The 11426-nt window shown below is 72.7% G+C and carries 12 protein-coding genes; 7 read left to right on the top strand and 5 right to left on the bottom strand.

Annotated elements, in window-relative coordinates; translation table 11 throughout:
* Positions 1-57: 57 nt before the first annotated feature.
* Both ACFWM7_RS28360 and ACFWM7_RS28355 read right to left on the bottom strand, forming a co-directional pair.
* The gene (locus ACFWM7_RS28360) at positions 58-1275 is read right to left on the bottom strand and encodes an MBL fold metallo-hydrolase (RefSeq protein WP_383265690.1); all 1218 of its coding nucleotides are present in this window, start codon (positions 1273-1275) and stop codon (positions 58-60) included.
* Between the two features lie 102 nt (positions 1276-1377).
* Complete coding sequence (locus ACFWM7_RS28355; RefSeq protein ID WP_383265688.1) at positions 1378-1818, bottom strand: PPOX class F420-dependent oxidoreductase; 441 nt, start codon at positions 1816-1818, stop codon at positions 1378-1380.
* A 147-nt stretch (positions 1819-1965) separates the two neighbouring features.
* On the opposite strand from ACFWM7_RS28355, the gene ACFWM7_RS28350 reads away from it, so the two are divergent.
* The gene (locus ACFWM7_RS28350; RefSeq protein WP_383265686.1) at positions 1966-2592 is read left to right on the top strand and encodes a TetR/AcrR family transcriptional regulator; all 627 of its coding nucleotides are present in this window, start codon (positions 1966-1968) and stop codon (positions 2590-2592) included.
* 12 nt (positions 2593-2604) lie between these two features.
* Here ACFWM7_RS28350 and ACFWM7_RS28345 read toward each other — a convergent pair whose 3' ends face one another.
* Together ACFWM7_RS28345 and ACFWM7_RS28340 are read right to left on the bottom strand one after the other, a co-directional pair.
* The gene (locus ACFWM7_RS28345; protein ID WP_383265684.1) at positions 2605-3606 is read right to left on the bottom strand and encodes a DUF6745 domain-containing protein; all 1002 of its coding nucleotides are present in this window, start codon (positions 3604-3606) and stop codon (positions 2605-2607) included.
* Between the two features lie 95 nt (positions 3607-3701).
* Positions 3702-4028: a hypothetical protein gene (locus ACFWM7_RS28340; protein WP_107414338.1), complete on the bottom strand. Its 327-nt coding sequence runs from the start codon at positions 4026-4028 to the stop codon at positions 3702-3704.
* A 175-nt stretch (positions 4029-4203) separates the two neighbouring features.
* Here ACFWM7_RS28340 and ACFWM7_RS28335 point away from each other — a divergent pair, with 175 nt between their 5' ends.
* The 6 genes from ACFWM7_RS28335 (at position 4204) to ACFWM7_RS28310 (ending at position 10472) form a co-directional block, all read left to right on the top strand.
* On the top strand, positions 4204-5154 hold the full coding sequence (locus ACFWM7_RS28335; protein WP_383265681.1) for an STM4015 family protein: 951 nt from the start codon (positions 4204-4206) through the stop codon (positions 5152-5154).
* 12 nt (positions 5155-5166) lie between these two features.
* A complete protein-coding gene (locus ACFWM7_RS28330) occupies positions 5167-6126 on the top strand; it encodes an STM4015 family protein (protein ID WP_383265679.1) in 960 nt (319 codons plus the stop codon).
* Complete coding sequence (locus ACFWM7_RS28325; protein WP_383265677.1) at positions 6107-7264, top strand: STM4014 family protein; 1158 nt, start codon at positions 6107-6109, stop codon at positions 7262-7264. The genes ACFWM7_RS28330 and ACFWM7_RS28325 overlap by 20 nt, the downstream gene beginning before the upstream one ends.
* Positions 7265-7334: 70 nt before the next feature.
* Entirely contained in the window at positions 7335-8165 is an 831-nt protein-coding gene (locus ACFWM7_RS28320; protein WP_383265693.1) for an STM4013/SEN3800 family hydrolase, read from the top strand.
* Entirely contained in the window at positions 8162-9547 is a 1386-nt protein-coding gene (locus tag ACFWM7_RS28315) for an STM4012 family radical SAM protein (protein ID WP_383265675.1), read from the top strand. The genes ACFWM7_RS28320 and ACFWM7_RS28315 overlap by 4 nt, the downstream gene beginning before the upstream one ends.
* 7 nt (positions 9548-9554) lie before the next feature.
* Positions 9555-10472 (top strand): STM4011 family radical SAM protein, encoded by a 918-nt coding sequence (locus ACFWM7_RS28310; RefSeq protein ID WP_383265672.1) that lies wholly within the window; start codon positions 9555-9557, stop codon positions 10470-10472.
* Positions 10473-10476: 4 nt separating this feature from the next.
* Here ACFWM7_RS28310 and ACFWM7_RS28305 read toward each other — a convergent pair whose 3' ends face one another.
* Positions 10477-11319: an SGNH/GDSL hydrolase family protein gene (locus tag ACFWM7_RS28305; RefSeq protein WP_383265669.1), complete on the bottom strand. Its 843-nt coding sequence runs from the start codon at positions 11317-11319 to the stop codon at positions 10477-10479.
* Between the last annotated feature and the right edge of the window lie 107 nt (positions 11320-11426).

The raw sequence follows: 11426 nt of genomic DNA, 5'->3' as shown, positions 1-11426 counted from the left end.
TGTGTATAAGAGACAGGCCCCGAGCCGTGCATCCTGTGCGCGGTCAGCTGTGCGCGGTCAGCGCTCCCCGGCGAGGTCGAGGTCGCCCCGCGCCGCCGGTGCGGGGCCGGGGCCGGGCGCGGATCCGGCCTGCTTCCCGGAGAGGCGCCACGGGCGGGCGAGGACGGGCGACAGCGCTCGCCACCAGGGCTCCACGGGGAGGATTCCGGCCGGCTCGAACGGTTCGCCCGGCCGGGGGAACGCCACCGGCTGGTCGGCCTCCTCACCGGCGTCCTTCGTCCATTCGCCCGGCTCCGCCCAGGCGTGCGGCGCCAGGTTGAAGGTGCCCCAGTGGATCGGGAGCAGCACACCGTGCGGGCGGCCGCCCTGGAGGTCCAGGTGGGCGCGCATGCCTTCGGCGGGGGTCATGTGGATGTCCGGCCAGAACTCCGCGTACGCGCCGATCTGGATCATGGTGGCGTCGAAGGGCCCGTGCTCGGCGCCGATGTCCCGGAAGCCGGGGAAGTAACCGGTGTCCCCGCTGTGGTAGATCCGATGCTCCGGGCCGGTGACGACCCAGGACGCCCAGAGGGTGTGCTGCCCGTTGCGCAGCCCGCGCCCGCAGAAGTGGCGTGCGGGGGTGGCGGTGAGGCTGATCCCGGCGACCGTCGCGGTCTCGTTCCAGTCGAGCTCGTGCATCTGGGCGGCGGGCACACCCCAGCGCTCCAGATGGGCTCCGACGCCGAGCGGCACGGCGAAGACCGTGTCGGTGCCGGCCAGGGCGCGGATCGTCGGCAGGTCGAGGTGGTCGTAGTGGTCGTGGGAGATCACGACGACGTCGACGGGTCCGAGCGCGGCCAGCGACAGCGGAGTGGGGTGCAGCCGCTTGGGACCGGCGAACGGGAACGGGGAACAGCGATCGCCCCAGACCGGGTCGAACAGGATCCGTCGGCCGTCGATCTCCGCCAGCACGCTGGAGTGGCCCATCCAGGTCAGCCGGAGCCCGCTGACGGGCGGTACGGCCAGATCGGCGAGCGTGGTGGGGTGGACGGGCACGGCGCCGTTCGGCGTCCTGACGGCCCGCTGCTCCTTCTGGAAATAGGTCTTGGCGAATTCGACGGTGGACCCGGAGGGCCTGATCCGGGCCCCCACCGGGTTCTGGAACGCACCGTCGACGAAATGGGGCGAGCGGCGGATGCGCTCCATCCGCGCTCCGGCCGGATCGGCCCCGAAGGACTCGGTGCGCATCGAGCGCAGCTTGGTGCGGAGCGGAAGCAAGTAGTCAGCGCCGGTCACAACATCTCCTGAGGGAGTCGGTGTCGTCTCATTATGATCGGCCTGTACGACAGGGCGAGCAGAAGATGCTGAACGGGGCAGCCGGTCCGGCCGGCGGGGGTGTCAGCCACGCGGCTGCCCGTAGACGTGGTCGATGTGCAGGGTGAGCAGCACTCTGCGGTCCTGGACCATGGCCCGCCGGTAGTCGTCCCAGTCGGGGTGCTCGCCCCGGACGTCCCGGTAGAGCGTGATCAGGGCCTCCACCGTGGCGTCGTCGGGCGCCGCGGCGGGCGGGGTCAGCTCGGCGGCGCCGTCGGCGACGTTCCAGGCCCAGCGGTCGTCGCTGGTGACGTGGTAGCTCGCCCGGGGGTCGCGCCGCAGGTTACGGGTTTTGGCGCGGCCCTCGGTGATCGAGACGCGGATCACCTGCTCGTCGGGGTAGTAGGCGTGATTGACGTTGGACAGCTGAGGGCGTCCGTCCTGCTTCAGGGTGACCAGGACACCGCCGTCGTGCTCGCCGAAGAGACGGAGCAGTGCTTCCTGTGCCGGTTCGATGCGCGTCATGCAGGATGCAACGTCCGGGGCGGCCGCAGGATTCCGGTGCGCGCACCTGCCCGCCGCCTCCGCCGGCCGCCGTAGCACCGTCGCTGACCTGGCCCCTTCGTTGACCTGGCCCATTTGTTGACCTGGCCCATTCGTTAGGGTGTCCCGGTGGCAAGAGTCCGGTTGAACGTGGCGGAGCGGCGTGAGGAGCTGTTGCGCGCGGCGGTCGAGCAGATCGAGGTCCGCGGGGTCTCGTCCGTGCGGATCGCCGACGTCGCCTCGGTGCTGGGCGTGAGCAACGCGCTCGTCCTCTACCACTTCTCGACCAAGGAGAAGCTGGTCGCGGCGGCGTTCGCGTACGCGGCCGAGGCCGATCTCGCCCACCTCCGCAAGCTGCTGGCCCGCCGCACCAGCGCTGTGCGCCGGCTGCGGGCGGCCGTGCGGTGGTATGCGCCGACGGGGCAGGCCAAGGGCTGGCGGCTGTGGATCGAGGGCTGGGCGGCTTCCCTGCGCGACCCCGCCCTCCGTGAGGTAGCGGGCGACCTCGACCAGCGGTGGAAGGCGGAGCTGGCCCAGGTCATCGAGGAGGGCGCCGCCGCCGGAGAGTTCCGGTGCGAGGATCCCCGGTCGGCGGCCTGGCGGCTGACCGCCCTCCTTGACGGGATGGCGGTGCAGACGACCTCGTACGCGGGTCCGCTGTCCCGGTCCACGATGCTGCGGTGGACCGACGAGGCGCTCGCCCGCGAGCTGGGCATCGATCTCGCGGACCTGTCCGGCTCCCCCGTCGGCGGCTGACCGCGCGGACCCTCAGGTCTGGCGCACCGGTGTGTAGGCCGCCCCCTCCAGTCCGAACGTCCAGGCGACCCCGTCCTTCGCGGTCCGGGTGGCGGGCGGCACGCGCAGCCAGTAGGTGCGGTACGTGCCGTCCGGCTCGGGGGTGGAGTTGACCACCTCGACCATCACCACGTCCTCGTCGCCGTCGAGGGCGATGCGCCAGAGGATGCCCGTCTCGTCGCGGTGGACGGGCTCGGCGCCCGACTCGGTGAGATACCGGTCGTAGCCGTAATACTCCAGCATCACGCGGCGCAGCTCCGCGTTCTCCTCGGCGCGGATCCGCTCGGGGGTGAGGGAGGACAGCTCGGCCAGGAACGCGGCGGGCACCGGCATGCCGCGCCAGGCGTGGAGGGCGAACCCGTCCCCGTACGCGAGGGCCGGTCCCTCTCCGTGGTCGAGCCGGCCCGCCTCGTCGCGGTGGAGGATGTCGGGCCGCTCGCTGATGACCACGGCCCTCTCGTAGGGCCACCACCAGCCGGCGTTGCGGGCCACCTTCGCGAGGCCCGTCAGCCGGTCGCCGCGCCCGTCGAAGGCCGCGAGCCATGCGGCGTCGTGCTGGCCGAGCACGGCGTCCAGGAGCACCAGCCTGACGGCCCCCTCGTCCTGGGGCCGGGGCGCCAGATCGGCGACGACCCCGGTCCGTATGCGCTCGGCGAGCGCGGCCGTCGTCTCCCACAGCTGGGCCCCGGTGGCGGACCAGAGCGCCGACCAGCCCGCCGGGCCCAGCTCGTCGTACATCCGGCGGCGCTCCTCGGCCCAGGGGCGGGTGCGGACCTCCTCGCGCACCGACCGTCCGGCGTCGGTCAGCTTCTCCACCGCCTCGACGGCGGCCCGGGGCGATGCGGCCCAGATGATCCGGTCCGGCTCGGCCAGTCCGGCGGTGCGGTAGGCGGACCGCACCCCGGCCTCGGCCGCCGCCCGGTCCGCCCGGCCGGTCGCCGCCGCCACGCTCCGCCAGGAGTTCACGTTCTGCATCCGTTGTCCCCGTCCCCTGCTGTGCTCGTTCTGGAAGGCTGTGCTCGTTCGATGTGCTCGCTCTGGATGGCGGACTGACCGCTCCGGTGTGCCGGTCAGTCCGCCACGATGCGGACCGCGCCCGGTGCGTACTCCCGCTGGCGCACGACGCGGAACCAGCCCTTGGGGAGCGGGATCACCGCGTGCTCCTCGTGCACCACCCGGCCGCCCTCGGGGAGATGGAGCAGCATCGGGCCGAACTGTCCCGCTTCCCGGATCAGCCGGCCGGGGCCCTGCACGGCGTGCGCGTGTCCGGTGACCTCGCCCAGCGCGAGCACCAGCCGCCCCCGCCCGTCGCGCAGTTCGCCCGGGGCCTCCAGGAAGGGAGCGGGCACGGCCGACTCCTCCAGCTCCATGATCAGTACATCGCCCTGCCGGTACACAGACGTCTCCCCCCGGTCGCGGCACCCGCTGTGCCGACCCTGCGAAAAACGCTACGGGCAGGGTCTGACAACGGACCTTCACGGCGGCCCGGGTGGATCCCGGTCGCGGCGTTGTCAGTGCGGCTTGATAGACCTTGCGGACATCAGCCGTCCCCAGGATCAGGAGCTCAGGGCCATGTACGGTGCGCAGCATCTGCACGAGTTCGGCGGCCTTCCGGCCGTCGACTTCCGGCACACGACCGACGGGGGCTCCCGGCCCGCCGCGGACTCCGTGGCCTGGCGCGTCTCCGTCGACCCGTACGACGACGACCGCCCCTGGGAGGCGGAGTTCGCCGATTTCCTGGACACCGTCGATCCGGCCGGGGTCCGGGCCCTGATCATCGGTCAGTGGGGCGAGGCGTACGAGGAGAACTCCTCCGTGCCGATCGACCTGGTGATCGCCGCCGCCGACCGGCTGACCTCGCTGGAGGCGGTGTTCGTCGGGGATCTGGAGGCGGAGGAGGCCGAGATCACCTGGATCGAGCACGCGGACGTGACGGCGCTGCCGGCCGCCTTCCCGGCGCTGACGGAGTTCGGGGTGCGCGGCGGCAGCGGCCTGGTGTTCCCGCCGATGAAGCACGAGCGGCTGCGGTCGCTGACCATCCAGGCGGGCGGGCTGCCGGTCGAGGTGGTGCGCGGGGTGCTGGAGAGCGAACTGCCCGCGCTGGAGCGGCTGGACCTCTGGCTCGGGGTGTCCGCCTACGAGGGGAACACCGACGTCGCGGACCTCGCTCCGCTGCTCTCCGGCACCCGTTTCCCCCGGCTGGACCACCTGGGCGTGCGCAACAGCGAGATCCAGAACGAGGTCGCCGCCGCCGTCGCCTCGGCTCCGGTCGTCGCCCAGCTGCGGGTTCTCGACCTGTCGAACGGGACGCTGGGCGACGAGGGGGCGGCCGCCCTCCTCGAAGGTCAGCCGCTGACCCACCTGGAACTCCTCGATCTCCACCACCACTTCCTCACCGGGGCGATGGAGGAGCGGGTGCGCGCCGCCCTGGAGCCGCACGGCGTGCGGGTCGATCTCTCCGAGAAGTGCGAGCCCTGGGGCGACCGTGGCGCCGAGGGCCGCTACACCGCCGTCTCGGAGTAGGGGGAGGGCGTCATGACGTACATCGGCATTCGGCACTTCGACCGCTTCCACGGGCTGCCGGTCCACACTCCTGAGCCGTCGTCCGGAGCTCTGCCCGCCGCCGACTCCGTGGCCTGGCGGCTGCAGTGCGACTACGGCGAGGACACGGACTTCATCACCCTGTGGGACCAGTTCCAGGACGTGGTGGACACGGAGCGGGTCCGGGCGCTCGTCATCGGGCCCTGGTGGCGTACGGACTACACGCCGTTCGACGAGGTGCTGGAGCTGCTCGTCGATGACGCACCGCTCTTCCCGGCGCTGCGCGGGCTCTTCCTCGCCGATGTGGTGAGCGAGGAGTGCGAGGTGTCCTGGCTGCGCATGTGCGACGTCACCCCGGCGCTCGAAGCGCTGCCGCTGCTGGAGGAGTTCGGCGTGCGCGGCTGCGGTCACGCGGGCCTCGGACTGCGCCCGTTGCGTCACACGGCGCTGAAGTCGCTGCGCTTCGAGTCCGGCGGTCTGCCCGGCGGGCTGGTGCGGGCGGTCGCCGCGAGCGAACTGCCCGCGCTGGAGCGGCTGGACCTGTGGTTCGGCAGTTCCTGGTACGGGGGCGACGCCACGATCGACGATATCCGGCCGGTCCTGTCGGGCGGTCTGTTCCCCGGGCTGCGCCATCTGGGGCTGCAGAACAGTGAGATCCAGGACGAGATCGCCGCCGCCGTGGGTTCGGCGCCCGTCGTCGCCCAGTTGGAGACCCTGGCGTTGTCGATGGGCACCCTGAGCGATGCGGGCGGCGAGGCCCTGCTCAACGGGCAGCCCCTGAACCACCTGTCCACGCTCGACCTGCGCCACCACTACCTCACCGAGCCGCTGCTGGACCGCATCAGGACCGCATGCGCCCCTGCCGTGGTCGAGGGTGGCGAGGCCGAGGAGGACTACGCGGACCCGGACGAGGAAGACGAGGAGCCGGAGCGCTATGTCGCGGTCAGTGAGTAGCCCCGGCGACGGCTCGGTGCCGCGCTTCGCGGTCGTCGGCAATCCGGACAACCGCCGGGTCGCCTTCTTCGGGGAGGCCGTGCGGGCCGCCGGCCTGTCGCCGGCCCGGGTCGTGCCCTGGCTCCAGGTGCTGCGCGGCGAGGCGGCGTTCCGTCCCGGCGAGAGCGTGCGGATCGATTCGCCCGGCGAGGACGCCGAGGTGGAACGGCTGCTGCGCGGGGTCGACGACCCGACCCGGGTGGAGGGCTCCGCCCGGTGGTACGCGCGCTTCACCGCGGCGGTGGAGGCGGTCGCGGGCGCGGCGTCCACGGCGAGCGCAGAGCTGCTGGGCTCCCCCGCCGACATCGCCGTGCTCTTCGACAAGCGGCTGTGCCACGGGCTTCTCGACCGCGCGGGAGTTCCCGTGCCCGCCTCGCCGACGTCAGGACCGGGGGCGGCCCCGGTGCGCGGCTGGTCCGACGTACGGGAGTTGCTGCGCGAGCACCGGATGCCCCGGGCGTTCGTGAAGCTCGCGCACGGCTCCTCCGCCTCCGGGGTGCTGGCGGTGGAGACGGCAGGGCCCGGCCGGGTCCGGGCGAGCACCTCGGTGGAACGGGACGCGTCGGGGCGGCTGTTCAACTCGCTGCGGGTCCGGCGCTACACCTCGGAGGCGGAGGTCGGCGCGGTCGTGGACGCGCTGGCCCCGGACGGGCTGCACATCGAGCGCTGGCTGCCGAAGGCGTCCCAGCTGGGGCGGGCCGCGGATCTGCGGATCGTGGTGGTCGGCGGCCGGGCTACGCACGCCGTGGTGCGGACGAGCCTGAGCCCCATGACCAATCTGCATCTCGGCGGCGCGCGCGGCGACCTCGACGAGGTGCGGGGCGCCGTGGCGGCGGCGGGCGGCTGCTGGCGCGAGGCGCTGGCGATGTGTGAGCGGGCCGCGGCCTGCTTCCCCGGGACGCCCTGTGTGGGCGTCGACCTCCTGCCCACGGCCGGGTGGCGGCGCTTCGCCGTCGGCGAGGTCAACGCCTTCGGCGATCTGCTGCCCGGACTGACCGGTCTGCCGGGCAGCGGCGCCGAGGGCCTGGACACCTATGCGGCGCAGGTCGCCGCCGTACTGGACCGAGCAAGGAACCACCGTGCCGTCACCGCTACCTGACCCCGCCGCCTCCCCCGGGCCCACCAGGCCCGGAAACCTCAGCAGTCCCGGCAGTCCCGGCCGGCCCGACATGGGCGAGGCGGTGGGCAGCCATGATCTGCTGCTGGTCACCCTGGACACCCTGCGCCACGACGTCGCCGTCGAGCTGGCGGCCGCCGGGCGCATCCCGAACCTGGTCCGGCATCTGCCCGGCGGGGGCTGGGAGGAGCGGCACGCTCCGGGCAGCTTCACCTACGCCTCGCACCAGGCGATGTTCGCCGGGTTCCTGCCGACGCCCGCCTCCCCGGGGCCCCATCCGCGGCTGTTCGCGGCGCGGTTCGCGGGCAGCGAGACGACGGCGGACGGCACGTTCGTGTTCGACACCCCTGATCTGGTGTCGGGGCTGGCCGCCGAGGGGTATCGCACGGTGTGCATCGGCGGGGTCGGCTTCTTCAACCGTCAGGGGGCGCTCGGTTCGGTGCTGCCCGGGATGTTCCAGGAGAGCCACTGGGAGCCCGGTTTCGGCGTCGCCTCCCCCACCTCGTTCGAGGAGCAGGTGACCAGGGCGGAGGAGGTCGTCGCGGCGCTCCCCCGCGAGCAGCGGCTGTTCCTCTTCGTCAACGTGTCCGCCCTGCATCAGCCGAACTGGTTCCATCAGCCCGGGGCTACCCGCGAGGCGGGCGACTCCCGGGCCACGCACGCGGCGGCCCTGGAGTACGTGGACCGGCACATCGGGCGGCTCTTCGCCGCCGCGAGCAGCCGCCGCCGGTGCTTCGCCATCGTCTGCTCCGACCACGGCACCGCCTACGGCGACGACGGCTACACCGGTCACCGGCTGGGCCACCCGGCCGTCTGGACCGTCCCGTACGCCCACTTCTTCCTCGACCCGCCCGCAACCCCAGAACCGGGGACCGCCCGATGACGATCACCACCGGCACTCCCGCCCTCCCCGCCGTCCGGCCGTACGAGAGTTACGTCTACGCCTATCCGCACAAGACGGCCTACCGTCCGCTGGAGGACCGCCCGGCCCTGCGGTCGCTGTGGGCGGCGGAGCCGAAGGACGCGCTTTCCCTCTACCTCCACATACCGTTCTGCGAGATCCGCTGCGGCTTCTGCAACCTCTTCACCCGGATCGGCGCGCCCGAGGAGCTGACGACGCGCTATCTGGACGCGCTGGACCGGCAGGCTCTGGCGGTGCGGGACGCGCTGGGCGACGCGGAGCCGGTGCGGTTCGCGGCGGCGGCGTTCGGCGGCGGCACGCCGACGTTCCTGACCGCCGGGGAGCTGGAGCGGCTCTGCGACATAGCGGAGAAGCGGATGGGCGCCGAACTGCGCTCGGTGCCGCTGTCGGCGGAGACCTCCCCGTCCACGGCGACGGCGGACCGGCTGGCGGTGCTCGCCGACCGGGGCACCACGAGGATCAGCATCGGCGTCCAGAGCTTCGTGGACGAGGAGGCCCGGGCGGCCGTCCGTCCGCAGCGCCGCGCCGAGGTGGAGGCGGCGCTCGGCCGGATCCGCGAGGCCCGGATCCCGGTGCTGAACATCGACCTGATCTACGGCATCGACGGGCAGACCGAGCGCAGCTGGCTCGCCTCGCTGGAGGCGGCGCTGGCCTGGCGGCCGGAGGAGCTGTATCTGTATCCGCTGTACGTGCGCCCGCTCACCGGCCTGCACCGCCTCGGTCCGGCCGTGACCGGCCCGGAGGCGCAGGCCCTGGAGGACGCCGCCTGGGACGAGCAGCGGCTGCGGCTCTACGCGGTGGGGCGGGATCATCTGCTGGCGCACGGCTACGAGCAGGTGTCGATGCGGATGTTCCGGCGGACCGACGCCCCGCGTGAGCAGGCGGGCCCGGAGGACTACGCCTGCCAGACCGACGGCATGATCGGGCTGGGCTGCGGGGCGCGTTCGTACACCTCCGCCCTGCACTACTCCTTCGACTACGCGGTGGACATGCGGGAGATCCGGTCGATCATCGACGACTTCACCGCCACCGAGGACTTCTCCCGGGCCGAGGTCGGCCGGTACGTCGACGCGGACGAGGCGCGCCGGCGGCACCTGCTGCAGTCGCTGCTCCAGGCGGCGGGGCTGCCGGTGGCGGAGTACCGGGCCCGGTTCGGTACGGATCCGGGCGCGGACTTCCCGGCCGAGCTGGCGGGGTTCGCGGCGCGCGGCTGGCTGGACACGTCGGCGCCGGAGGGCCTGCTGCGGCTGTCCCCGTCGGGTCTCGCCCACTCCGACGCGCTGGGCCCGGCGCTGTTCTCCCCCGGGGTGCGGGCCGCGATGGCCGCGTACGAACGGAAGTGACCGGGCCATGGACCTGACGATTCTCTACCGGGGCCCGCTCGCCTCCTGCGACTACGACTGCCCCTACTGCCCGTTCGCCAAGCGGCGGGACAGCCGGGCGCAGCTCACGGCGGACCGCGAGGCGCTGGAGCGGTTCACCGGCTGGGCCGCGGCGCAGACCGGCGACCGGCTCTCCGTGCTGTTCACCCCGTGGGGCGAGGGGCTGGTGCGCTCCTGGTACCGGCGGGCGCTGACCGAGCTGTCGCAGCTGCCGCACATCGGCCGGGTCGCGATCCAGACGAACCTGAGCGGCCGTACCGACTGGCTGGCCGACGCCGATCCGGAGCGGATCGCGCTCTGGTGCACGTACCACCCGGGGCAGACCCCGTACGAGCGGTTTCTCGGCAAGTGCCGGGAGCTGTCCGCGAAGGGGATCCGCTACAGCGTGGGCGTGGTGGGGTTCGACGAGCATCTCGACGAGGCGCGGCGGCTGCGGGCGGCGCTGCCGGGCGAGGTCTATCTCTGGGTGAACGCCGCCGAGGGGCACACGTACACCGACGAGGAGGCGGCGCGGTGGACGGAGCTGGATCCGCTGTTCCCCTACAGCCGTGACCCGCACCGCTCGGCGGGGCTGCCCTGCCGGACGGGCGCGTCGGTGATCTCGGTGGACGGGGACGGCACGGTGCGGCGCTGTCACTTCGTCAAGGCGGAGCTGGGCAATCTGTACGACGGCAGCTACCGCCGGGCGCTCGGCCCGCGGGCGTGTCCGCTGGCCGTGTGCGACTGCCACATCGGCTATGTGCATCTGGAGTCGCTGCCGCTGTACGACGTGTTCGCGGGCGGTGTCCTGGAGCGGATACCGGCCGGGTACGGCCCGGGCACGCCGCCGGACGGGCTCGTCGTGCCGAACCCGTCCCGGCGTGCGCTTCCGCTGCTGAAGCCCTGAAGGGCTAGAGCGGCAGCAGGTCCGGGCGCTTCGCCTCGACGTGGTCGCCGGAGGACTCGCCGCGCAGCCGCCGGCCGATCCAGGGCACCAGGTATTCGCGGGCCCACTGGATGTTGTCGCGCCGTTCGTCGAAGGGGCGGCGCAGGGCCTGCGGGGGCCAGGGCTGGTCCGGGTCGGCGGGCACGTCGTGGCCGAGGACCTGGGCGGCGCGGAGCGCGACGCGGGTGTGGCCCTCGGGCGACAGGTGCAGCCGGTCGGCGTCCCAGGCGCGCCGGTCCTGGACGGAGCGCAGCGACCACAGGTCGAGCACGGGGCACCGATAGCGGTCCGCGATCGCCCGCAGATGGACGTTGTACGTGGCGATCTTGCCGCGCATGTGGCGGAGCACCGGAACGCCCCGGGTGTCGAAGCCGGTGGTGACCATGACCGTGCCGACGGCGTTGCTCAGGTCGGCGACGGCCCGCTCGAAACGCTCGGCGAGGTCGTCGGGGTCGGTGCCGGGCCGGATGATGTCGTTGCCGCCCGCGCAGAAGCTGACCAGGTCCGGGGCCAGTTCCTTGGCGCGCGGGATCTGCTCCTCGACGATCTGGTCGAGGAGACGTCCTCGTACGGCGAGATTGGCGTAGCGGAAGCCCCCGTGCGGGGAGTCCTCGTGCGGGAAGTCCTCGGAGCCGGCCGCCGCATCGGGGGCCGGGAGCCGGTCGGCGAGGAGCACCGCGAAGCGGTCCGCCCAGCCGAGATAGGTCCCGTCGGGGCCGGGGTCGCCGACGCCCTCGGTGAAACTGTCGCCGATCGCCGCGTACGACCCGATGATGTGCTGCTGGTTGTTTCTCGAATCGTCTGCCACAAGGACTTATCCTGCATCGTTCGATGTGACCTACGCGACCGTAATACGGGGTTGACGGGTGGTGAGATAGACCACCCGGTCAGTTTTTGGTAAACCCGGAATAAAGA

Source organism: Streptomyces sp. NPDC058375 (assembly GCF_042723425.1).
In the GTDB taxonomy this organism is placed as follows: Bacteria; Actinomycetota; Actinomycetes; order Streptomycetales; family Streptomycetaceae; genus Streptomyces; species Streptomyces durocortorensis.
Note: the sequence above shows the minus strand (reverse complement) of the source record. Positions and strands in the feature narration are given on the sequence as shown.